This window comes from Flavobacterium sp. (assembly GCF_035195345.1).
Taxonomy (GTDB): Bacteria; Bacteroidota; Bacteroidia; order Flavobacteriales; family Flavobacteriaceae; genus Flavobacterium.
Window position 1 is genome coordinate 443787 of sequence record NZ_CP136574.1, and the last position, 22629, is coordinate 466415.

The 22629-nt window shown below is 32.2% G+C and carries 25 protein-coding genes and 1 tRNA gene; 15 read left to right on the top strand and 11 right to left on the bottom strand.

Annotated features, from left to right (window positions below; genetic code table 11):
- Together RSE15_RS02085 and RSE15_RS02090 are read left to right on the top strand one after the other, a co-directional pair.
- On the top strand, window positions 1–447 hold the full coding sequence (locus RSE15_RS02085; RefSeq protein WP_324069336.1) for a PH domain-containing protein: 447 nt from the start codon (window positions 1–3) through the stop codon (window positions 445–447).
- Window positions 437–1618 (top strand): serine hydrolase domain-containing protein, encoded by a 1182-nt coding sequence (locus RSE15_RS02090; protein WP_324069337.1) that lies wholly within the window; start codon window positions 437–439, stop codon window positions 1616–1618. The genes RSE15_RS02085 and RSE15_RS02090 overlap by 11 nt, the downstream gene beginning before the upstream one ends.
- Here RSE15_RS02090 and RSE15_RS02095 read toward each other — a convergent pair whose 3' ends face one another.
- The 3 genes from RSE15_RS02095 to RSE15_RS02105 form a co-directional block, all read right to left on the bottom strand.
- Window positions 1619–1900 (bottom strand): hypothetical protein, encoded by a 282-nt coding sequence (locus tag RSE15_RS02095; RefSeq protein ID WP_324069338.1) that lies wholly within the window; start codon window positions 1898–1900, stop codon window positions 1619–1621.
- Window positions 1901–2737 (bottom strand): CvfB family protein, encoded by an 837-nt coding sequence (locus RSE15_RS02100; protein ID WP_324069339.1) that lies wholly within the window; start codon window positions 2735–2737, stop codon window positions 1901–1903.
- Window positions 2738–2870: 133 nt separating this feature from the next.
- A complete protein-coding gene (locus tag RSE15_RS02105) occupies window positions 2871–4088 on the bottom strand; it encodes a porin (protein WP_324069340.1) in 1218 nt (405 codons plus the stop codon).
- A gap of 77 nt (window positions 4089–4165) precedes the next feature.
- On the opposite strand from RSE15_RS02105, the gene prmA reads away from it, so the two are divergent.
- Both prmA and RSE15_RS02115 read left to right on the top strand, forming a co-directional pair.
- A complete protein-coding gene (gene prmA, locus RSE15_RS02110; protein ID WP_324069341.1) occupies window positions 4166–4999 on the top strand; it encodes a 50S ribosomal protein L11 methyltransferase in 834 nt (277 codons plus the stop codon).
- Window positions 5000–5113: 114 nt separating this feature from the next.
- Window positions 5114–5389: an ATP-dependent Clp protease adaptor ClpS gene (locus RSE15_RS02115; RefSeq protein WP_324069342.1), complete on the top strand. Its 276-nt coding sequence runs from the start codon at window positions 5114–5116 to the stop codon at window positions 5387–5389.
- A 50-nt stretch (window positions 5390–5439) separates the two neighbouring features.
- Here the strand turns inward: RSE15_RS02115 and sucD are convergent, their stop codons facing one another.
- From sucD to RSE15_RS02155, 8 genes are all read right to left on the bottom strand, one after another.
- Complete coding sequence (gene sucD / locus RSE15_RS02120; RefSeq protein ID WP_324069343.1) at window positions 5440–6312, bottom strand: succinate--CoA ligase subunit alpha; 873 nt, start codon at window positions 6310–6312, stop codon at window positions 5440–5442.
- Window positions 6313–6396: 84 nt separating this feature from the next.
- Window positions 6397–6759 carry a nuclear transport factor 2 family protein gene (locus RSE15_RS02125; protein WP_324069344.1) on the bottom strand — a complete coding sequence of 121 codons (363 nt, stop codon included), beginning with the start codon at window positions 6757–6759 and terminating at the stop codon, window positions 6397–6399.
- Window positions 6749–7690 (bottom strand): UDP-3-O-(3-hydroxymyristoyl)glucosamine N-acyltransferase, encoded by a 942-nt coding sequence (locus RSE15_RS02130; protein ID WP_324069345.1) that lies wholly within the window; start codon window positions 7688–7690, stop codon window positions 6749–6751. The genes RSE15_RS02125 and RSE15_RS02130 overlap by 11 nt, the downstream gene beginning before the upstream one ends.
- Window positions 7691–7778: 88 nt before the next feature.
- Window positions 7779–8345, bottom strand: coding sequence for an elongation factor P (efp, locus tag RSE15_RS02135; RefSeq protein ID WP_133607314.1), 567 nt, complete (start codon window positions 8343–8345; stop codon window positions 7779–7781).
- Window positions 8346–8393: 48 nt separating this feature from the next.
- Entirely contained in the window at window positions 8394–9179 is a 786-nt protein-coding gene (lpxA, locus tag RSE15_RS02140) for an acyl-ACP--UDP-N-acetylglucosamine O-acyltransferase (RefSeq protein WP_324069346.1), read from the bottom strand.
- Between the two features lie 99 nt (window positions 9180–9278).
- Entirely contained in the window at window positions 9279–10667 is a 1389-nt protein-coding gene (locus RSE15_RS02145) for a bifunctional UDP-3-O-[3-hydroxymyristoyl] N-acetylglucosamine deacetylase/3-hydroxyacyl-ACP dehydratase (protein ID WP_324069347.1), read from the bottom strand.
- Between the two features lie 18 nt (window positions 10668–10685).
- Complete coding sequence (lpxD, locus tag RSE15_RS02150) at window positions 10686–11705, bottom strand: UDP-3-O-(3-hydroxymyristoyl)glucosamine N-acyltransferase (RefSeq protein ID WP_324069348.1); 1020 nt, start codon at window positions 11703–11705, stop codon at window positions 10686–10688.
- A gap of 121 nt (window positions 11706–11826) precedes the next feature.
- Window positions 11827–13062: an HD domain-containing protein gene (locus RSE15_RS02155; protein ID WP_324069349.1), complete on the bottom strand. Its 1236-nt coding sequence runs from the start codon at window positions 13060–13062 to the stop codon at window positions 11827–11829.
- 133 nt (window positions 13063–13195) lie between these two features.
- Between RSE15_RS02155 and RSE15_RS02160 the strand changes: the two genes are divergently transcribed.
- The 11 genes from RSE15_RS02160 to RSE15_RS02210 all read left to right on the top strand — a co-directional run bounded on the left by RSE15_RS02160 (window position 13196) and on the right by RSE15_RS02210 (window position 22414).
- Complete coding sequence (locus RSE15_RS02160) at window positions 13196–14749, top strand: T9SS response regulator signal transducer PorX (RefSeq protein ID WP_324069350.1); 1554 nt, start codon at window positions 13196–13198, stop codon at window positions 14747–14749.
- A 48-nt stretch (window positions 14750–14797) separates the two neighbouring features.
- Complete coding sequence (tsaE, locus tag RSE15_RS02165; RefSeq protein WP_324069351.1) at window positions 14798–15211, top strand: tRNA (adenosine(37)-N6)-threonylcarbamoyltransferase complex ATPase subunit type 1 TsaE; 414 nt, start codon at window positions 14798–14800, stop codon at window positions 15209–15211.
- Between the two features lie 82 nt (window positions 15212–15293).
- A complete protein-coding gene (locus RSE15_RS02170; RefSeq protein ID WP_324069352.1) occupies window positions 15294–16490 on the top strand; it encodes an alanine dehydrogenase in 1197 nt (398 codons plus the stop codon).
- A gap of 75 nt (window positions 16491–16565) precedes the next feature.
- A complete protein-coding gene (locus RSE15_RS02175) occupies window positions 16566–16952 on the top strand; it encodes a DUF4258 domain-containing protein (protein ID WP_324069353.1) in 387 nt (128 codons plus the stop codon).
- 83 nt (window positions 16953–17035) lie between these two features.
- Window positions 17036–17113 (top strand) — tRNA-Val (locus tag RSE15_RS02180).
- 52 nt (window positions 17114–17165) lie between these two features.
- Window positions 17166–17420: a GIY-YIG nuclease family protein gene (locus RSE15_RS02185; protein WP_324069354.1), complete on the top strand. Its 255-nt coding sequence runs from the start codon at window positions 17166–17168 to the stop codon at window positions 17418–17420.
- A 140-nt stretch (window positions 17421–17560) separates the two neighbouring features.
- Complete coding sequence (locus tag RSE15_RS02190; RefSeq protein ID WP_324069355.1) at window positions 17561–17815, top strand: GIY-YIG nuclease family protein; 255 nt, start codon at window positions 17561–17563, stop codon at window positions 17813–17815.
- 140 nt (window positions 17816–17955) lie between these two features.
- Window positions 17956–18210, top strand: coding sequence for a GIY-YIG nuclease family protein (locus tag RSE15_RS02195; RefSeq protein WP_324069355.1), 255 nt, complete (start codon window positions 17956–17958; stop codon window positions 18208–18210).
- A 140-nt stretch (window positions 18211–18350) separates the two neighbouring features.
- Window positions 18351–18605, top strand: a complete 255-nt coding sequence (locus RSE15_RS02200) for a GIY-YIG nuclease family protein (RefSeq protein ID WP_324069356.1) — start codon at window positions 18351–18353, stop codon at window positions 18603–18605.
- Between the two features lie 226 nt (window positions 18606–18831).
- Window positions 18832–20073, top strand: coding sequence for a peptidase T (pepT, locus tag RSE15_RS02205; RefSeq protein WP_324069357.1), 1242 nt, complete (start codon window positions 18832–18834; stop codon window positions 20071–20073).
- A gap of 100 nt (window positions 20074–20173) precedes the next feature.
- The gene (locus RSE15_RS02210) at window positions 20174–22414 is read left to right on the top strand and encodes a M20/M25/M40 family metallo-hydrolase (protein ID WP_324069358.1); all 2241 of its coding nucleotides are present in this window, start codon (window positions 20174–20176) and stop codon (window positions 22412–22414) included.
- Window positions 22415–22629: the final 215 nt, after the last annotated feature.

Genomic DNA, 22629 nt, shown 5'->3' on the forward strand with positions numbered 1-22629 from the left:
ATGATTTTTAAATCGGCAATAAGTAAATTGAATAAGTACATTTATGTAGGAGTAATTGTTTTTTTGTTACTCCTAACAATTCCTGCTTTTTTTGAAGATTCTATCGAACCATTTTTAGCTCTATTTTCAATACATTTTTTAGTGATTGTATTTTTAATTTGGATGTATAAAACTACTTTTTACAAGATAGAAAACACAATTTTATTTTGGAAATCGGGTCCCTTTTACGGAAAAATTGAAATTACTAAAATCAATAAAATTGAATATCACTCGGGAATAATTGTTCCAACTATTTGGAAACCAGCATTAAGTCATAATGGAATAATTATTACCTATAACAAATATGATGATATTTATATTTCACCTGAAAAACAAGACAAATTTATTGCTACATTGCAAGCCTTAAACCCCAATATTACTATTAAGAATACGCCCTATGTTGAATAAAATAATATTTGTAAGCCTAACATTATTATTATTTAGTTGTCGTGAAACACCTGACAAAGCGAAAGAATCCACCATTAAAGATAAGGAAGGAAATGTGTCTGAATTTGCCGTAAATTTTTCACCACTTACCACTATTTATAAAAAAAGAATGGGAAATGAAATGGAGGCTTTTTATGATTCGAAATTCAATTCAAAAGATTTTAGTGGTTCGTTTTTAGTTGCCAAAAATGGAGAAATACTCTATGAAAATTACTCTGGTTTTGCTTATAAAGAAAAAGGTGATTCGATTAAACAAGATACACCATTACATATAGCTTCTGTAAGTAAAGTTATAACGGCTGTTACGTTATTAAAATTAGTTGATTCAAAAAAATTAAAATTAGATGATTTTGTGACAACAATTCTACCCGAATTTCCGCATGAAAATACTACGGTTAGAATGCTCTTAAATCATAGAAGTGGATTACGAAATTACGCCTATTTTACAGATGATAAAGGCGTTTGGGATAAAAAGAAAACTTTAACCAATCAAGATGTTTTAACTTTACTGGCTACGAAAAATATTGGCTTAGAATCCAAACCAGGAACTCGTTTTGGGTATTGTAACACCAATTATGCTTTATTAGCCTTAATTATAGAAAAAGTAACGAAAAAGACTTATCCCAAAGTACTTCAAGAACTAATTTTTGATCCCCTTGGAATGAAAAATACCTTTGTTTTTGATGATCTTACAAAACAAGATGACGTTAGTCAGTCCTATAAAAATAATTATTTACGTTTGGCTTTTGAATTTTTAGACCAAGTGTATGGTGATAAAAACATTTATTCAACACCTCGCGATTTGCTTCAATTTGATTTGGCTTTGTATTCGGAAAAATTCTTAAGCAAAGCTATGAAGGAGGAAATGTTTAAAGGATATAGTTATGAAAGAAAAGGAACCAAAAACTATGGTTTAGGTATTCGCATGTTAGAATTTGAAACCGGTCAACAGTATTTCTTTCATAATGGTTGGTGGCATGGTAATACTTCCTCTTATGTAACCTTACAAAAAGACTCCGTAACTATAATTGCAATCTCGAATAGATTTTCGAGAAAACCATATCAAACCAAACGATTGGCTCCAAGATTTGGCGATTATCCGTTTAAATTTAATGATGAAGAAGGCGAATAATTAAAATAAATTTATTTTAAAATAGCGAAGGATAAAAAGAATTGTTAAAACGTTTAAAACCAATGATATCCAATAGTATTTATTAATATCATCCGTATTTATAGCAATTTCATACAAATTCAAAAGTGGTAAGATTACAACTGCTATCCAAATAGGAATCCAAATGATTTCCGTTTCAAAACCAATAAAGTGAATGGTTTCAAAATTTTGAAAAATAGCCACAAACGTAGAGAATAAGACCAATACGCTCAGAAAAAGATATATTTTATTTTTGTTTGTCATTTACACTAAATAAATTCCGTCTTCTTTAATTTCAATCAATTGTTGTTTGTATAAACTTCCAACGGCCTTTTTGAAATTCTTTTTACTCATTTTCAATACCGTTTTAATATCTTCTGGATGAGAATTATCGGTTAATCGTAAGAAGCCACGATTGGCTTTCAACTCTTCTAAAATTATTTTTGAAGATGGTTCAATGGCCTCTACTCCTACCTTACGTAGCATCACATCAATTTTCCCATCAGGTCGAATGTTTTTAATGTAGCCTTTCGTTTTCATTCCTGGTTTTACATCATCGTAAACTTCATTTTTATAAGCTAACCCTTTGTGTTTTTGATTGATAATACAATTAATTCCACCTTCGGTAATATGTGAAATTAAAATATCAACTTCTTCATTTTTCTCTAACTCTAAATTTTCGTTAGATAAATATTTATTTGTTCTACTCGATGCTACTAAACGATTCGTTTTGTCATCCATATGCATATAAATCAAATAACGCTTTCCTTCTTCCATTGGTCGCGCTTGTTCTTTAAAAGGAACAAACAAATCTTTCTCTAATCCCCAATCTAAAAAAGCACCAAATTTATTGATGTAGTTTACTTTTAAATGTGCAAATTCATTCAATTTGACATAGGGCTTAAGAGTTGTTGCTACGGGACGCTCTTCATGATCTAAATACACGAATACAGTCAAATCATCTCCAATAGAAAATTCTTTGGGTACATATTTATTAGGTAATAAAACATCGTCTTCTTGAGTTTCTTCACTTCCTAAAAACAAACCAACTTTAGTATCTCTAAGTATTTTTAACGTATTGAACTCTCCTATATGTAACATAATTGAATAAATAAAGTGCAAAGGTAAGCAATTAAAAAATTAGAAAATGTATTTTAGAAAATTGGAAATATAGAAAATAAAAAAACCACAAATCAAATATTGACTTGTGGTTTCTATACTTATTTTTTAAAACTTAGATTCCGATTTCTATTTGAAAACGAACATACCAATTTTGTTTGTTAGTTCCATTAAAATAATCTAAATCCGATAAAGTTATTTCTCCTTGTAATTTGAACGCATGTTCCCATAAATATTTAGTAACACCTATGGAATATTGCTTAGAATCAGGAGTTAAAGCTTTAATGTCTTCATGCATTTTTTGAGTAGAAAAACGGCCTATTATTTCGTAATTAGTTGGAAAAACATAACTTAATTGGTAATCCATTCCGCTTCCTACTGGTACATAATTAAATTCTGTGATGTCTTCAGGATTAAATGCAATTGGATTCTTTGCTGAACGCGACATATAACTTGACATAAATGCCCAACCATTATATTTTAACATGGCATCTAATAAAACCGATTTCATTGTTTTTTGTTCAAATAAATCATTTCCAAGTTGACCTTGTGTTCTTCTAGCTAAATTATTTTGATGAAATGCACCCGATAATAATAATCTTGGTTTTTCTTCACGAGCAACATCTCCTTCAAAATTAGTTCCATCTTTTTTGAAAGAACCCAAAGGCATTAACTCTAATTTTCCGGTTAAAGCAACACCATCATCCGCCGATTTTGTCCAGTTTCTTCCTTCACCCGTTGAAACAGCTGTTTTGACATTATATGAAAATTTATCTTTCTTTTCATTCAAATAATAGGCTTGAAAACCAAAATCTCTATCAATTGTAAATCGTGCATTATTAATACTTCGATCTGTTAATTGTATTGCCCCAGAGGAATTTACACGTTGTCGATTACCTGGGAGTTTGGTTTGCCCAAAAAGAAAACTCCAATGTTTATTTGGTCGATAAAAAATAGCCGCATCACGAATAATATTAATATTTTCACCATCTTGAACTTCACCCACATCACCAGGCGCAAAAGATAATTGAATTACGTATAAAAAATGTGGATTTCCAACATATCCATCAAAACGCAAACGTAATCGTCTAATCTCTCCCGAATATGCAGCACTTTCACTTTCATTTTGAATAAATGTCACACGGTTTTGCATTCTAAAGCGAATATTTAACTGAAATAAACTATCAGGTGATGTTATTCCTACCCCTTTTCCAAAACTATAATAAGGAAGGGCATCTAATTTTAAATCATTATCTTTTGTGGTGACTTTTACCTCTTGAGCAAAACTAATAGTGTTTATGGAAAAGAATAAGAAAATTAATATTTTTTTCATTGTTGTGACGTTGATATTTTATACAAAAATAATATTTAAGAATGAACTAAATACTACCTTTGCAAAAAAATACAAACATGTCAAACATATATATTGGATATCATTTCCAAATTAATCCGCTAGAATTAGGTAGCGAAATCTTAATTGCTGAATTAGGCGAAAAAGCGTTTGAAAGCTTTATTGAAACTGAAACTGGAATTTCTGCTTATGTTCAAAAAGAGTTGTGGAGTGAGAATATCTTAGAGGATATTCAAATTTTAGATAATTCCGAATTTAACATCAGTTATACTTTTGAAGAAATTGAGCAAGTAAATTGGAATGAAGAATGGGAAAAAAACTTTGAAGCTATTGAAGTTGATGGTAAATGTCATGTAAGAGCTCCTTTTCATGAAAAAACTAATGCCGAATACGATATAGTAATTGAACCCAAAATGAGTTTTGGAACGGGTCACCATGAAACAACTCACATGATGATTCAACATATTTTAGAAACAGATTTTACCAATAAAAAAACATTAGACATGGGTTGCGGAACTGCCATTTTAGCCATTTTAGCCGAAATGAAAGGTGCACAACCTATTGATGCAATTGATATTGACAATTGGTGTTATTTAAACTCCATTGAAAATGCAGAACGTAATAATTGCAAGCATATTTCGGTTTATGAAGGTGATGCATCTTTATTAGCTGGTAAAAAATACGATATTATTATTGCCAACATTAATCGTAATATTTTACTAAACGATATGCAGCAATATGTAGATTGTTTAAACACAAATGGAATTTTATTCTTAAGTGGATTTTACACTGAAGATATTCCTGTAATTTCAGAAAATTGTACATCGAAAGGATTATCCTATGTAAAACAATTTGAACGCAACAATTGGGTAGCTTTGAAATTTGTTAAATAGCTTAAACTGGAAGTTTGGAATGGGGAGATGAAAATTTGAATTTGATTTTGATTTTTGTAATTGAATTTGAAACAATTTTTTATTATTTTTGTAGAACTTTCAACCGTAAAGAAAATGAGTACGATAGAGAAAATACAAGAAAAAGTTTTAGTAGAAGAAGCGGTAAGCATCAATAATGAGATTGTATTACATAATGATGATGTTAACACATTTGATCACGTAATTGATACCTTAATAAGAGTTTGTAATCACGAAGAATTACAAGCTGAACAATGCGCTTTATTAGTACATTATAAAGGAAGATGTACTGTTAAAACAGGCTCGTTTGACGAATTAAAGCCGCAATGCTCTGCATTATTAGATGCTGGATTAAGTGCTGAAATTATATAAAAAAAGTCCCGATTAAATCGGGACTTTTTTTATATAATCTAGTTTCAAGATTAACCTAAAACTTCTTTTACTTTTTTACCAATTTCAGCTGGAGAATCTACAACGTGAATTCCATTTTCTCTCATGATGCGTTTTTTAGCTTCTGCTGTATCATCAGCACCACCTACAATTGCACCTGCATGACCCATTGTTCTTCCTTTAGGAGCAGTTTCTCCTGCGATGAATCCAACAACTGGTTTGCGATTTCCGTCAGCTCTTACCCATTTAGCAGCGTCTGCTTCTAATTGACCCCCAATTTCACCAATCATGATGATGATTTCAGTTTCAGGATCGTTCATTAATAATTCAACAGCTTCTTTAGTTGTAGTTCCAATAATTGGATCACCACCAATTCCAATAGCTGTAGTGATTCCTAATCCTTGTTTTACTACTTGGTCAGCAGCTTCATATGTTAAAGTACCTGATTTAGATACAATTCCAACTGTTCCTTTTTTGAAAACGAAACCTGGCATAATACCAACTTTAGCTTCTTCTGGAGTAATAACACCAGGACAATTAGGACCTACTAAACGACAATCTTTTCCTTTAATGTAATCATATGCTTTAATCATATCTGCCACAGGAATACCTTCAGTAATACAAATAATTACTTTGATACCAGCTTCAGCAGCTTCCATAATTGCATCAGCAGCAAATGCTGGCGGAACAAAAATAATTGAAGTATCAGCGCCCGCTTTTTCAACAGCATCTTTTACTGTGTTAAAAACAGGTCTGTCTAAATGTGTTGAACCGCCTTTTCCAGGAGTTACACCACCTACAACATTTGTTCCGTATTCGATCATTTGAGAAGCGTGAAAAGTTCCTTCACTCCCTGTAAATCCTTGTACAATTATTTTTGAATCTTTATTTACTAAAACGCTCATGATATATGAATTAAATTGTGTTTAAATTTGTGATGCAAAAGTAAGTTTTTTACCAAATACACACGTAATTTTTATTATATTTTTTTAACTAGGTTTGCTAATTAGATATCCATTAATAATTTTTTCGTCTTGAAAAGTCCAAATTGCAACAACTTTTGCTATCAACATTATTTCTTTTGGATTTTCAATAGTTGCAACTTTGTGGTTATACTTAACAACCAACTGATTATTTTCTTCAATTAAGTGCGAAATTTCAAAGTAGGAGATTTCGTAGTTAGCGTTAATTTCATCACTTAAATTTAAAATAAAATTTTTATCCAAAATAGAATTACCAGAAGAACTATCCCATTCTAATTTAAAATCATCATGTATTAAGGAATTTAAAAACAGTTTATCTCTGATGCCATCCTCCTTGTACAAAAATTCGATTTTCTCTCTATTTGTCATTTTGCTTTAATTTTTCAAAAATTTCTGGAATGCGTTTCACATTGGCCAGTTGTTTTAATTTCTCGCGAGATTCTTCAATTGGTGTACCAAAATACGTTTTTCCGCCTTCAATAGATTTTGTAACACCTGTCTGTCCCATAACTACAGCTTTTGCGCCAATAGTTATTCCACTAGTAGTTCCTACTTGTCCCCAAAGTGTTACTTCGTCTTCAATAACCACACAACCAGCAATTCCAGTTTGTGAAGCTATCAAACATTTTTTACCAATAACGGTATCATGACCAACATGTACTTGATTATCTATTTTTGTTCCAGCGCCAATAGTTGTATCACCTGTTACTCCCTTATCAATGGTACAAAGTGCGCCAATACCTACATTATCTTCAATAACTACTCGTCCACCAGAAATTAATTGATCAAAACCTTCTGGACGTTTTTTGTAATAAAAAGCATCAGCTCCTAAAATAGTACCTGCGTGAATCATTACATTATCACCAATTACGGTATTATCGTAAATAGTAACATTTGGATGAATTAAACAATTTTTACCAATTTGAACATTATGTCCAATGAAGCAATTTGGTTGAATAACCGTTCCATCTCCAATCAATGCAGAATCAGAAATTGCAGCATGTGAGGCTTGAAAAGGTCTAAAATGTTTGGTAAGTTTATTGAAATCTCTAAATGGATCATCTGAAATCAATAATGCTTTTCCTTCAGGACATTCCACTTCTTTATTAATTAAAACAATAGTAGCAGCCGATTGAAGGGCTTTATCATAATATTTAGGATGATCAACAAATACAATATCTCCTGGTTCAACAACATGAATTTCATTCATACCATGAACTGGAAAATCGGCATCGCCCACATAATTACAATTGATAATTTGGGCAATTTCTTTTAGAGGATAAACTTTTGGAAATTTCATTTATTAGTGATTTGTGTTCAGTCACAGTTTACAGTCGCAGTTTTTCAGTTCTTATTAGAATCTGCCAACTGCGACAGTAAACTGGAAACTATTCTTTAACTCTTTCCATATAGTTTCCAGATGCTGTGTCAATTTTGATTTTATCACCTTCATTGATAAACAATGGAACGTTAACTGTAGCGCCTGTTTCAACAGTAGCTGGTTTTGTAGCATTTGTAGCTGTATTTCCTTTAACTCCTGGCTCAGCATATGTAACTTCTAATACAATAGAAGCTGGCATATCAACTGATAAAGGCGCTTCTGTTTCTGCATTAATTTGAATCATTACATTAGTTCCTTCTTTTAACAAATCGGGAGCATCTAATACTTTTTTGTCTAACGTAATTTGTTCAAATGATTCGTTATTCATAAAGTGAAACTGATCACCTTCAGCATATAAATATTGGAAGGTATGTGTTTCAACACGTACTTCATCAATTTTATGTCCAGCAGAAAATGTATTATCTAATACTTTTCCATTCGTTAAAGATTTTAATTTTGTTCTTACGAAAGCTGGTCCTTTTCCTGGTTTTACGTGAAGAAATTCAATAATTTTATAAATATCATTATTGTATTTGATACATAATCCGTTTCTAATATCTGATGTACTTGCCATTTTGTTTTATTTGTATTTGATTTTGTTTATTAATTTTATGATTCTAATTTATATTGAACTAGTATAGCCTTTCATGATTCCTCGTGAAGAATTTCTAATGAAATCTAAAATTTCATCTCTTTCTGGAGTAGCTTCCATTTCAGCTTCAATGATGCTTAAAGCTTGGGTAGTATTATAGTTTTTTTGATATAGTATTCTATAAATATCTTGAATTTCTCTAATCTTATCTGTTGAAAATCCTCTGCGTCTCAATCCAACCGAGTTAATTCCAACATAAGATAAAGGTTCTTTAGCCGCTTTTGTAAAAGGAGGAACGTCTTTTCTTACTAATGAACCACCTGAAATCATAGCGTGGTCACCAATAGAAATGAACTGATGTACAGCCGCTAAACCACCGATAATTGCAAAATTTCCAACAGTTACGTGTCCCGCTAAAGCAACGCCATTTACAATAATAGCATTATCCCCAATATGACAATCGTGCGCAATATGTGCCGTTGCCATAATTAGACAATTTTTACCTATTTTAGTTTGCCCTGAAGCAACCGTACCTCTATTGATAGTTACACATTCTCTAACTGTTGTGTTATCACCAATAACCGCTAACGATTCTTCACCTCCAAATTTTAAATCTTGAGGTACTGCAGAAATAACCGCACCTGGAAAAATATTACAATTTTTACCTATACGAGCGCCTTCCATAATGGTAACGTTTGAACCAATCCAAGTTCCTTCACCAATTTCAACATTATTATGAATGGTTGTAAATGGGTCAATTACAACATTTCTTGCTATTTTGGCACCTGGATGCACATAAGCTAATGGTTGATTCATATTTTATTATTTTATTTTTTATAGGAAAAATATGTTATCGCCTTTATTTTTGGTATTTGCTTACGCAAAGTTATTTTAGTAGCGATTTCATATGTTTAATTATTTTACTTTAACAATTTGTGCCATTAATTCGGCTTCTGAAACTAATTTTCCATTTGCATACGCATATGCTTGCATGTGACAAATACCTCTTCTAATAGGAGAAATTAAATCACATTTAAAGAACAAGGTATCGCCTGGTAGTACTTTATTTTTAAACTTAACATTATCAATTTTCATAAAATAAGTCAAGTAATTTTCTGGATCAGGCACCGTACTTAAAATTAAGATACCACCTGTTTGCGCCATGGCTTCAACCTGAAGAACACCTGGCATTACTGGTGCACCTGGAAAATGACCTACGAAGAAATCTTCGTTCATAGTTACATTTTTCAACCCCACAACATGTGTATCAGAAAGTTCTAAAATTTTATCAACTAATAAAAATGGTGGTCTGTGAGGTAACAAATCCATGATGCCATGAATATCCATCACAGGCTCTTTATTAATATCGTAAGAAGGCACATTATTACGCTCTTCGATTTTAATTAATTTAGCCATTTTCTTTGCAAACTGAGTATTTACATAATGTCCTGGCTTGTTTGCTATAACTTTCCCTTGAATACGAGTTCCAATCAATGACAAATCACCAATAATATCTAATAATTTATGTCTTGCTGCCTCGTTAGGATAATGAAGTGTAAGATTATCTAAAATTCCGTTTTCTTTTACCGTGATTGTATCTTTATTGAAAGCCTTTTTCAAGTTTTCCATCGTTTCTGTCGAAATTTCTTTATCAACATATACAATAGCATTGTTTAAATCGCCACCTTTAATTAATCCATTGTTTAAAAGCGACTCTAATTCGTGTAAGAAGCTAAAAGTTCTACAATTAGCAATTTCTTTTTTAAATTCTTTAATCCCTTTCATGGTTGCATTTTGAGTGCCTAAAACTTTAGTACCAAAATCTACCATAGCAGTAACACAATATTCCTCAGATGGAATTATTGTAATTTCACTACCAGTGGCTTCATCCATAAAAGAAATTACATCTTTAACCACATATACTTTTCGTTCAGCTTCTAGCTCAACAATTCCTGCTTTTTCAATAGCTTCAACAAAATATTTTGAAGAACCATCCATAATTGGTAATTCCGATGCATTTAATTCAATGATAACATTATCTAAATCACATCCCACTAAAGCAGCTAATACGTGCTCTGGTGTTTGAATCATTACACCTAATTTTTCTAAATTAGTACCTCGTTGCGTATTTACAACATAGTTTGCATCAGCTTCAATAATTGGTTGTCCTTCTAAATCCACACGTACAAATGTAAATCCATTGTTTACTGGGGCTGGCTTAAAAGTCATAGAAACTTCTTGCCCTGTGTGTAAACCCACACCTTTTAATGATATTTCTGCAGCAATTGTTGTTTGCTTCGCCATGATAAAATTATATTTAAATTATTTAATTGTGTTTTTTAAGTCTTCTAAATCGGAAACAATTTTAGGTAAATTTCTAAAATGAACAAATGACTTCGCAAAATCACCATAATTAAAAGCTGGACTTCCTTGAACCACTTCTCCTGCTTCTAAATTTTTTCCAATTCCTGATTGCGCTTGAATTTTAACGCCATCACCAATTACTAAGTGACCCGCAAAACCAACTTGCCCACCAATTAAGCAGTTCTTGCCAATTTTGGTGGTTCCAGCAATTCCGGTTTGAGCTGCAATTACAGTATTTTCTCCTATCTCAACATTATGTGCTACTTGAATGTGATTATCAAGCTTTACTCCTTTTCTAATAACTGTAGAACCTAAAGTAGCTCTATCAACGGTTGTACAAGCACCGATTTCAACATCATCTTCAATAATTACATTTCCAATTTGTGGCACTTTTACATAAGTTCCGTCTTCTTGAGGTGCAAAACCAAATCCGTCAGAACCTATAATAGTACCCGAATGAATAGTACAACGATTTCCAATAACCGTTTCGGAATAAATACGAACCCCTGCAAAGAAAACACAGTTATCACCAATTGTAACGTTATCGCCAATAAAAGTATTAGGATAAATTTTTACATTGTCACCAATGCTTACATTTTTTCCAACATAACAAAAACTTCCTAAATATAAATCAGAACCATAAGTAACTCCTTCTGAAATAACCGAAGGTTGTTCAATTCCTGATTTCATCAATTTGACTTGATTGTAATATTCTAATAACTTTGAAAATGATTTATAAGCATCCTCTACTTTGATTAAAGTAGTTGTTATTTCTTGCTCAGGCTCAAAAGTATTATTTACAATAGTTATAGTTGCTTGAGTAGAATAAATATAATTTATATATTTAGGATTCGCCAAAAACGTCAATGAGCCTTCGGTTCCTTCCTCTATTTTCGACAATTTAAAAACTTCTGCATTTGGATTACCTACTACTTCACCTTCTAAAATGCCTGCTATTTGCGCTGCTGTAAACTTCATTTAAAATTTTTATTACTATCTAAAAAGATAGATTTGAAAATATAAAAATACTCATTTTCATTCAATACCAAAGCATTGATTCCACTTCATCTTGGCAAAAATATGAAATTAAATTAAATAGCTATACTTCTAAGACCACTTTTGGAAAACATATAAAATATTTTGTCACGGGTTTTGATAAAGCCTTTAAATGTAATTGGTCTGAAGCCTCAACTACATCTTCTATAGTTTTGTCCTTTTTTAAAATCCGAATCGGCTCGCTTAGTTTACTATACGCTTGGTTTTTCAACTTTCCTTTGAACACAAAATAGTCGGCTTCTTTATCAGAAATTCCAGCCATTGCAATATATTTATTTCTTATTGCTAACAGATTCTCTTTGTTGGGTTTATCATCTGTTATTTGAATTTTTAATAAATCACGATTCAAAATCATTTTACATAACGATTGTAAAACAAAATCATCATGAAACTGCCATGATTTAATAGCTCCCATTACATCATAATCATCTAAATAAGAAAACTTATCCAAAACACTTTTATCAAAATCTGACAAGGAAATTTTGTTTTGCATGAAAAATTGTAACGATTCACTACAAGGTAATAAAATTCCTTTTTGAGTTAATTCTTTAGCACGTTTTAAAATTTTGGTCAAAATTAATTCCGCAACCACGCTGGTTTTATGTAAATAGGCTTGCCAATACATCAATCTTCGAGCCACCAAAAACTTTTCTACTGAATAAATTCCTTTTTCTTCAATGACCAAATAATCATCCTGCACGTTCATCATTTGGATTAAACGCTCACTATTAATGTTTCCTTCTGCTACACCGCTGTAAAAACTATCACGTTTTAAATAATCCATTCGATCCATATCTAACTGACTTGAAATCAATTGCAACATGAATTTACGATGGTATTCTCCTTTAAAAACTTGGATAGCCAATCCTAATTTACCTTCAAATTCTTTATTCAATTGCTCCATGAATAACAACGATAATTCTTCATGATGGACTTCTTCTACTATACTATGCTCCATAGCATGACTATAGGGACCGTGACCAATATCGTGCAACAAAATAGCAATATACAACGCATTTTCTTCTTCTTCCGAAATAGAAACACCTTTAAATTGCAAGGTTTGAACCGCTTTTTGCATGATATACATACAACCCAACGCATGATGAAAACGAGTATGATGTGCTCCAGGATAAACCAAATACGACATACCCATTTGGGAAATTCTTCGCAAACGTTGAAAATAAGGATGCTGAATTAAATCGTAAATTAAAGTATTAGGAATGGTAATAAAACCATAAATTGGATCGTTGAATATTTTGAGTTTGTTGGTTTGGCTCACAAGTATAAATTTTGAATAACAAATGTAGCGATTTTTTACAAAAAGAATTGTTTAAAACTAATGGGAAATTTTATACTAAATTTAATACAATGGTCGTTTAATAAATACTAACTTGCACACAAATTAAGAAGAAATGAGCCAAATAAAAATACTTTGGGTTGACGATGAAATTGATTTATTGAAACCACACATCCTATTTTTAGAAAAGAAAAACTATCATGTAACTACCTGTAATAATGGGCAAGATGCCATTGATTTGTTTGAAGAAAACAATTTTGATGTAGTATTTTTAGATGAAAACATGCCGGGTTTAAGTGGTTTGGAAACCTTATCAGAATTAAAAGAAAAAAAATCTTCGGTTCCGGTGATTATGATTACCAAAAGTGAAGAAGAATATATCATGGAAGAAGCCATCGGTTCTAAAATTGCAGATTATTTGATAAAACCTGTAAATCCAAATCAGATTTTATTGAGTTTGAAGAAGAATTTAGACCATTCGCGATTGATTTCCGAAAAAACAACTTTAGATTATCAGAAAGAATTTCGAAAAATTGCGATGGATATGGCAATGGTTCGTACCTATGGAGATTGGGTAGAATTGTACAAAAAATTATTATTCTGGGAATTAGAATTAGAAAATATCGAAGACCAAAGCATGGTGGAAATTTTGGAAAGCCAAAAAGCCGAAGCCAATATGCAATTTGGTAAATTCATCGAACGTAATTATGAAGATTGGTTCCAACCAAAAGCAGACAAGCCTTTTCTTTCTCATGAAATTTTTGGTGAATTAGTAGCACCTGAAATCCGTAAAAAAGACAAGCCTATTTTATTCATTGTCATTGATAACTTGCGTTATGACCAATGGAAAGCGTTTGAAAGTGTGGTAAACAATCACTACAAACTAGAAAAAGAAGTGAGCTACTTCTCTATTCTACCAACGGCTACGCAATATGCTCGAAATGCAATTTTTTCTGGTTTAACACCTTTAGATATGGAGAAGAAGTTTCCACAATATTGGAAAAACGATCCTGATGAAGGAGGAAAAAATCTATATGAAGGTGAATTTTTAACCGAGCAATTAAAACGTTTGGGATTAAACATCAAACAAGAATATTATAAGATTACCAATTTCACATCAGGAAAAAAATTAGCAGACAACTTCAAATCGTTAAAAAACAACGATTTGACTACTATTGTTTACAACTTTGTGGATATGCTATCGCACGCTAAAACCGAAATGGATGTAGTAAAAGAATTAGCTTCAAACGATAAAGCGTATCGTTCCTTAACGGCGAGTTGGTTTAAAAATTCTCCACTTTTGGATATGATTCAACAAGCACAACAACTTGGTTTTAAATTGATTATAACTACCGACCATGGAACTATCAATTGTAAAAATCCGTCGAAAGTTATTGGTGATAAAAACACGAGTTTAAATCTTCGCTACAAAACAGGAAGAAGCTTAACCTACGAAGACAAAGACGTTTATGCTGTGAAAGATCCTAAGAAAATTGGATTGCCAGCACTCAACATGAGTAGCTCTTTTATTTTTGCGAAAAACGATTTATTTTTGGCTTACGTTAATAACTACAATCATTATGTGAGTTATTACCGAAACACCTACCAACACGGAGGAATTTCATTAGAAGAAATGGTAATTCCGTTTTTAGTTTTAGAACCGCGTTAATAGTGTTCAGTATTCAGTTATAAGTGTTCAGTAAAGTTATAAATTAATATGACCATAATTTTTTCATTAGACGAAATCACAAACGTTGCCAAGCAAATATTAGCGACGCATTCCTTAAAAAAAGTCATTACTTTTCATGCGCAAATGGGCGCTGGAAAAACCACTTTAATAAAAGAATTGGTCAAGGAATTAGGCGTAAAAGATAATTCGAGCAGTCCAACCTTTTCATTAGTGAATGAATACCGCACGTTTGAAGGCGAAATCGTTTATCATTTTGATTTATATCGTTTAAATTCGGAAGAAGAAGGCTATGATATGGGATTAGATGAATATTTTTATTCCGATAATTGGTGTTTTATCGAATGGCCTGAAAAAACGCCCAATTTAATTCCAATAGATCACGCAAGCATTACAATAAAGGTTATGGCAGATGGAAAAAGAGAATTAGTATTGAAGAATTAGTAGATTCTTATCCCTTTTCCCTTATTGCTGTTTTCTATTTTAAAAATTATTCCTAAATTGGTACCACAAAAAACAACACACCATGTCTATTTATAGTCCATTTTCGAAATCTCAATTATTACCACAAGAAGAAAAGCTAGAAGTGGCTAGACATAAAAGTGAATTGTTTATTGGAATTCCAAAAGAAACATCATATCAAGAGCGCCGTATTTGTTTAACACCTGATGCTGTTTCTTCTTTAGTTTCTCACGGACATAGAGTGATGTTAGAAGCTGGCGCAGGAGAAAGTTCAAGTTATACCGATAAAGAATACAGTGAAGCAGGTGCCGAAATTACGCAAGACACCAAAAAAGTATTAGGTTGCCCAATGATTTTAAAAGTGGAACCACCTACTCTAGCTGAATTAGAAATGATGAATCCACAAACCATCGTTATTTCAGCTATTCAATTAAAAACACAGAAAAAAGAATATTTTGAAGCTTTAGCAACCAAAAGAATTACGGCTTTAGCATTTGAATTCATAAAAGACGAAGATGGCTCCTATCCTGCTGTAAAATCGTTATCAGAAATTGCTGGAACAGCATCCATTTTAATTGCATCCGAATTAATGATTGGTGAAAACATTGGAAAAGGGTTGTTATTTGGAAATATAACTGGAGTTCCGCCAACAAAAGTAGTTATCATTGGAGCAGGAACCGTTGCGGAATATGCAGCCAGAACCGCTTTAGGATTAGGAGCAAATGTAAAAGTGTTTGATAACTCAATTACGAAATTACGTCGTTTACAAAATACGTTAAATCAAAGAATTTTTACTTCTACTATTCAAGAAAAATCGCTTTTAAAAGCATTGCGTCGTTGCGATGTGGCTATTGGAGCAATGAAAGGAAAAAATCGTGCACCAATTGTTGTTACAGAAACTATGGTTGAACACATGAAAAAAGGAGCTGTTATTGTTGATGTTAGTATTGATACAGGAGGATGTTTTGAAACTTCAGAAATAACCACTCATGAAAAACCTACTTTTATCAAAAATGGTGTAATTCACTATTGTGTTCCCAATATTCCTTCTCGTTATTCTAAAACAGCTTCAATGTCGATTAGCAATATTATTTCTCCTTTCTTGTTACATATTGCTGATGATGGTGGAATAGAAACCGCTATTCGTTGCAACAGAGGTTTAAAACACGGCATTTATTCTTATCATGGCGTTCTAACCAACAAAGCTATTGCCGATTGGTTTAATTTAGAACACAGAGATATAGACTTGATTGTTTTTTAATATTACTAGAAATCACTACAAAATCTACGTGTTTATGTGTATAATTTATACTAAATTTGCACAAATTATACTATTATGAAGTTTAAGTTTCGTTTAGCCTATTATTTATTTGGATTATTTTTAGGAGGTGTTTTTGTAATGTGGTTTTTAAAAGCAAAAGCAAGTGATAAAGGAGTTGAATTTTGTTACTTCCCGAATTGTCGTGTTTTAAAAGATTTAAGAAGTAAATCATTAGACATTGATACCCTAGCCAAGAAATCTCTGGCAGAAAAATGGGTTACAATGGAAGATATTAAACAAAGTTTACGCTATGGAGATGTAGATTTTTCAAAAAGTAACGAATCTTACAGAAAAGGTAAAATTTACGTTATCGAAGGCAAAACTACTAATAATGAAGAAATTACCATTACGATGGTAAATTATACAAACAAAGTCCTTTTAGAAAAGATAGAAAAAAAGTAATTTTTTTCATCAAAACGCTTGCAAAAACAAATAATCCTTGTATATTTGCACTCGCAATACGGTAATAGTAAAGCATCTTATTAGGGCGATTAGCTCAGCTGGTTCAGAGCACCTCGTTTACACCGAGGGGGTCGGGGGTTCGAACCCCTCATCGCCCACCAAATTAAATCCTACAGAAATGTGGGATTTTTTATACGCCAAAATTAAATTTATATGCCTTACACAGTTTACATTCTTCACAGTCTTACTAAAGACAAATTCTACATCGGCTATACAGCCAATTTAACTGAACGAATTATTCGTCACAATCAAAAAAGCAAAGGTTTCACAGGTTCTACAAACGATTGGATTTTGGTTTACCAAGAAAAATTCAATTCACAAAGCGAAGCTATTCAGAGAGAAAGACAAATAAAAAATTGGAAGAGTAAAATCAAAATTAAAGAATTAATTCAAAAAAATAGCATTTAGCTCAGCTGGTTCGGAGCATCCCGATTTCATCGGGAGGGTCACGGGTTCGAACCCCTTTCCGAAATTCGGAACAAGCAATCGCCCACCAAATTAAATCCTACAGAAATGTGGGATTTTTTATACGCCAAAATTAAATTTATATGCCTTACACAGTTTACATTCTTCACAGTCTTACTAAAGACAAATTCTACATCGGCTATACAGCCAATTTAACTGAACGAATTATTCGTCACAATCAAAAAAGCAAAGGTTTCACAGGTTCTACAAACGATTGGATTTTGGTTTACCAAGAAAAATTCAATTCACAAAGCGAAGCTATTCAGAGAGAAAGACAAATAAAAAATTGGAAAAGTAAAATCAAAATTCAAGAATTAATTAAAAAAAATAGCATTTAGCTCAGCTGGTTCAGAGCATCCCGATTTCATCGGGAGGGTCGGGGGTTCGAACCCCTTTCCGAAATTCGGAACAAGCAATCGCCCACCAAATTAAATCCTACAGAAATGTGGGATTTTTTATACGCCAAAATTAAATTTATATGCCTTACACAGTTTACATTCTTCACAGTCTTACTAAAGACAAATTCTACATCGGCTATACAGCCAATTTAACTGAACGAATTATTCGTCACAATCAAAAAAGCAAAGGTTTCACAGGTTCTACAAACGATTGGATTTTGGTTTACCAAGAAAAATTCAATTCACAAAGCGAAGCTATTCAGAGAGAAAGACAAATAAAAAATTGGAAAAGTAAAATCAAAATTCAAGAATTAATTAAAAAAAATAGCATTTAGCTCAGCTGGTTCAGAGCATCCCGATTTCATCGGGAGGGTCGGGGGTTCGAACCCCTTTCCGAAATTCGGAACAAGCAATCGCCCACCAAATTAAATCCTACAGAAATGTGGGATTTTTTATACGCCAAAATTAAATTTATATGCCTTACACAGTTTACATTCTTCACAGTCTTACTAAAGACAAATTCTACATCGGCTATACAGCCAATTTAACTGAACGAATTATTCGTCACAATCAAAAAAGCAAAGGTTTCACAGGTTCTACAAACGATTGGATTTTGGTTTACCATGAAGAATTCAATTCACAAAGCGAAGCTATTCAGAGAGAAAGACAAATAAAAAATTGGAAAAGTAAAATCAAAATTCAAGAATTAATTAAAAATAATAGCATTTAGCTCAGCTGGTTCAGAGCATCCCGATTTCATCGGGAGGGTCACGGGTTCGAACCCCTTTCCGAAATTCGGAACAAGCAATCGCCCACCAAATTAAATCCTACAGAAATGAGATTTAATTTTATTCTACATAATTAGTTTAAAAACCTTTATTAACGATTTTTATTAAACACTACATTATTTTAATTTCAAAACTTCATTCCCTATATTTGTATAAATTTTAAAATTCATGCAACATATAATCGATCGCTTTATAAGCTATGTAACTATTGATACTGAATCAGACCCAAATTCTGATACTACACCAAGTACCAAAAAACAATTAGACCTTGCCAATCTTTTAGTGAAAGAATTAAAAGCAATGGGAATGACAGAAGTAACCATTGATAAAAATGGTTATGTAATGGCAACTTTAGAAAGCAATGTAAAACATAGCGTTCCAACTATTGGATTTGTTTCGCATTATGACACAACTCCAGATTTTACAGGTGCTAATGTAAAACCACAAATTGTAAAAAATTATGATGGTGGAGATATTGTTTTAAATGAAAAACAAAACATCATTTTATCACCAAGTTACTTTAAAGACTTGTTACAATATAAAGGACAAACTTTAATTACTACTGACGGAACTACACTTCTAGGTGCCGATGACAAAGCTGGTATAACAGAAATCATGTCGGCAATGGAATATTTAATCCAACATCCTGAAATTAAGCACGGAAAAATTCGTGTAGGTTTTACACCTGATGAAGAAATTGGTCGTGGTGCGCATAAATTTGATGTAGAACAATTTGGTTGCGAATGGGCTTATACTATGGATGGAAGTCAAATTGGCGAATTAGAATATGAAAATTTTAATGCCGCTGGAGCGAAAATCATTTTCAAAGGAAAAAGTGTTCACCCAGGCTATGCTAAAGGAAAAATGATAAATTCAATGCTTTTAGCCAATCAATTTATTTCGAAATTACCAAAGAACGAAATCCCAGAAAAAACGAAAGGTTATGAAGGATTTTTTCACGTAGTAGGGATTTCGGGAAGTATTGAAGAAACGGTCGTAGAATTAATTATACGTGATCATAGCGCAAAAAAATTCAAAGAACGAAAAGAATTTATCCACGAATTAGCGAATAAATTCAATAAAAAATGGAAAAAACAATTTGGAGAAGAAATTGTAATTGCGGAAGTAAAAGACCAATATTACAACATGAAAGATAAAGTAAAACCCGTTTTTCATATCGTTGAAATTGCAGAAAAAGCTATGAAAGATTTAGGTATAAAACCTTTAATCAAACCCATTCGTGGTGGAACAGATGGTTGTCAATTATCGTATAAAGGATTACCATGTCCAAATATTTTTGCGGGCGGACATAATTTCCACGGGAAGTACGAATACGTACCCGTAGAAAGTATGGTTAAAGCTACAGAAGTAATAGTGAAAATTGCTGAAATTACAGCTGCTACGAAATAATTTATTTTAGTATAGAAAACAATTATAAAGACAAGTTTTTGATAACTTGTCTTTTTTGTACCTTAGCAATCTATTCATTTTAATTACAAATAAAAACCATATGTTCTCATTCAATAGCAAACAAAATAATGTATTCTTTCTTTTACTATCATTAGCAACCCTAACAGGTTTTGGACAAGAAAAACATCTAAAAAACATCAAACAATTAACTTTTGGTGGCGACAATGCCGAAGCCTATTTTAACCCAAAAGGCGATAAATTAACACTACAAGTAACCAATAAAGCATTTGGTGTTTCATGTGACCAAATCTTCATGTTGGATTTACAAGCACAAGAATTCAACGAGAAAAGTCTGCAATTGGTTTCAACAGGAAAAGGAAGAACTACTTGCTCCTATTATATGCCCGATGGCAAACATATTATTTATGCTTCCACTCATGCCGCTGACCACGCTTGTCCTGCTCCTCCAAAACCGATTGAAGGAAAATATTTATGGGCAATTTACCCTGAATTTGATATTTATGTTGCCGATTTAAAAGGAAACATCACAAAACAATTAACAAATACGCCAGGTTATGACGCAGAAGCAGTTGTTTCTCCTGACGGAAAGAAAATTGCATTTACCAGTATTAGAAGTGGTGATTTAGAAATTTACACGATGGATATTGATGGAACCAATTTAAAACAAATCACATCTGGTTTAGGATATGATGGCGGTTGTTTCTTTTCGCATGATAGTAAAAAAATTGTATTTCGTTCATCACGTCCTAAAACCGCTGAAGCTGTTAAAGAATATAAAGATTTATTAGCACAGAATTTGGTTGCTCCCTCTGAAATGGAAATCTATACCTGCAACATTGATGGTTCCGATTTAAAACAAATAACCAATTTAGGAAAGGCCAATTGGGCTCCTTACTTCCATCCTACTGATAAAAAAATTATATTCTCATCGAATCATCATTCAACTAGAGGCTATGATTTCCAGTTATTTATGATTGATACAGATGGTGAAAATTTACAACAAATTACCTACGAAAGCGAATTCAATGCGTTTCCAATGTTTTCTCCTGATGGGAAAAAATTAGTTTTCTCTAGCAATAGAATGCAAAGTAAACCAAGAGAAACGAATGTTTTTATTGCCGATTGGGTTGAAGGCGACAAAGCGGAAATAGCACAACCAAAAGTATTAAAGAAACACATTTCTTATTTAGCATCTGATGAATTACAAGGACGATTAACGGGTTCGGCAGGTGAAAAAAAAGCAGCAGATTATATAGTGAAAGAATTTAAGTCGTTAGGGCTAAATCCTTATGCTAATAAATCGTATTTACAAACTTTCAATTATAAAGTAAAAATAAATCCGCACAGCACAGATGCTTCAAGTGATAAAGCAAATAGCGGAACAAATGTGATTGCCTTTTTAGACAACAAAGCTTCAAAAACAATTGTAATTGGAGCACATTATGATCACTTGGGATTAAATGAACACAACCATTCTTCTAAGCCTAATTCACAGGGCGAAATACATAATGGTGCTGATGACAACGCTTCTGGTGTAGCCGCTGTATTAGAATTAGCTAGAATGTATTCTCAAAATAAAACCAAAGAGAATGTCAATTACATTTTTGCTTTATTTTCTGGAGAAGAAGATGGTTTAATTGGTTCAAAACACATGGCAGAATCACTAAAAAGCTTATATCCAAATGTAATAACCATGATTAATTTAGACATGATTGGTCGTTTAGATAAAGACAAAAGTTTAACTGTGGGCGGAATTGGAACTGCCGCACAATTTTCAACAATTGTAACCAAAAACAAACCTGCTGGTTTTAATGTTACTTTAGACAATACAGGGCAAGGACCTTCAGATCATACTTCGTTTTATTTAAAAAACATTCCGGTTTTGTTTTTCTTCACCGGAACCCATACTGATTACCACAAACCAAGTGATGACGAAGATAAAATCAATTATTACGGTGTAAGAAATATAACGGATTATGTATTTAGAGTGGCGAACGAAATTGCAACATTAGATAAAATTGAATTCACGCAAACCGCAATGAATGCTGGAAAAACAGTTCCAAAATACAAAGTAACCCTAGGAATTATGCCTGATTATACAGACCATGGTAATGGTTTACACATTGATGGTGTTACCGAAAATCGACCAGCTCATGCAGCGGGTATTATATCGGGCGACATTTTGGTTAAAATTGGAGATTGCGAAATCAAAGAAGTATATAGTTATATGGATTGTTTAGCCAAATTAAATGTTGGCGATGAAAAAGAAGTAACCGTAGTAAGAGAAGGAAAACAAATTACAATGAAAGTGAAGTTTTAACAACTAAATCTGGCTTTAAAAATATAGCATACAATTATTTGATATCCCGTTGGGAGTAATTATTTTAGATTCTAAATTTCCTACTTTTCGAGAGTTTTTTGAAAGAAAACTGAACCGAGAATATAAAATTTTAGTTCCAAAACCATTCTAAATACATTTTTGTTCTGCATTACTAAACAAAAAATATCGAATTTAGATTTTTTTATAATTACACC

Coding starts and splice junctions, on each gene's coding strand:
- RSE15_RS02085 (WP_324069336.1), top strand. CDS start 1: ATGATTTTTAAATCGGCAATAAGTAAATTGAATAAGTACATTTATGTA.
- RSE15_RS02090 (WP_324069337.1), top strand. CDS start 437: ATGTTGAATAAAATAATATTTGTAAGCCTAACATTATTATTATTTAGT.
- RSE15_RS02095 (WP_324069338.1), bottom strand. CDS start 1,900: ATGACAAACAAAAATAAAATATATCTTTTTCTGAGCGTATTGGTCTTA.
- RSE15_RS02100 (WP_324069339.1), bottom strand. CDS start 2,737: ATGTTACATATAGGAGAGTTCAATACGTTAAAAATACTTAGAGATACT.
- RSE15_RS02105 (WP_324069340.1), bottom strand. CDS start 4,088: ATGAAAAAAATATTAATTTTCTTATTCTTTTCCATAAACACTATTAGT.
- prmA (WP_324069341.1), top strand. CDS start 4,166: ATGTCAAACATATATATTGGATATCATTTCCAAATTAATCCGCTAGAA.
- RSE15_RS02115 (WP_324069342.1), top strand. CDS start 5,114: ATGAGTACGATAGAGAAAATACAAGAAAAAGTTTTAGTAGAAGAAGCG.
- sucD (WP_324069343.1), bottom strand. CDS start 6,312: ATGAGCGTTTTAGTAAATAAAGATTCAAAAATAATTGTACAAGGATTT.
- RSE15_RS02125 (WP_324069344.1), bottom strand. CDS start 6,759: ATGACAAATAGAGAGAAAATCGAATTTTTGTACAAGGAGGATGGCATC.
- RSE15_RS02130 (WP_324069345.1), bottom strand. CDS start 7,690: ATGAAATTTCCAAAAGTTTATCCTCTAAAAGAAATTGCCCAAATTATC.
- efp (WP_133607314.1), bottom strand. CDS start 8,345: ATGGCAAGTACATCAGATATTAGAAACGGATTATGTATCAAATACAAT.
- lpxA (WP_324069346.1), bottom strand. CDS start 9,179: ATGAATCAACCATTAGCTTATGTGCATCCAGGTGCCAAAATAGCAAGA.
- RSE15_RS02145 (WP_324069347.1), bottom strand. CDS start 10,667: ATGGCGAAGCAAACAACAATTGCTGCAGAAATATCATTAAAAGGTGTG.
- lpxD (WP_324069348.1), bottom strand. CDS start 11,705: ATGAAGTTTACAGCAGCGCAAATAGCAGGCATTTTAGAAGGTGAAGTA.
- RSE15_RS02160 (WP_324069350.1), top strand. CDS start 13,196: ATGAGCCAAATAAAAATACTTTGGGTTGACGATGAAATTGATTTATTG.
- tsaE (WP_324069351.1), top strand. CDS start 14,798: ATGACCATAATTTTTTCATTAGACGAAATCACAAACGTTGCCAAGCAA.
- RSE15_RS02170 (WP_324069352.1), top strand. CDS start 15,294: ATGTCTATTTATAGTCCATTTTCGAAATCTCAATTATTACCACAAGAA.
- RSE15_RS02175 (WP_324069353.1), top strand. CDS start 16,566: ATGAAGTTTAAGTTTCGTTTAGCCTATTATTTATTTGGATTATTTTTA.
- RSE15_RS02185 (WP_324069354.1), top strand. CDS start 17,166: ATGCCTTACACAGTTTACATTCTTCACAGTCTTACTAAAGACAAATTC.
- RSE15_RS02190 (WP_324069355.1), top strand. CDS start 17,561: ATGCCTTACACAGTTTACATTCTTCACAGTCTTACTAAAGACAAATTC.
- RSE15_RS02195 (WP_324069355.1), top strand. CDS start 17,956: ATGCCTTACACAGTTTACATTCTTCACAGTCTTACTAAAGACAAATTC.
- RSE15_RS02200 (WP_324069356.1), top strand. CDS start 18,351: ATGCCTTACACAGTTTACATTCTTCACAGTCTTACTAAAGACAAATTC.
- pepT (WP_324069357.1), top strand. CDS start 18,832: ATGCAACATATAATCGATCGCTTTATAAGCTATGTAACTATTGATACT.
- RSE15_RS02210 (WP_324069358.1), top strand. CDS start 20,174: ATGTTCTCATTCAATAGCAAACAAAATAATGTATTCTTTCTTTTACTA.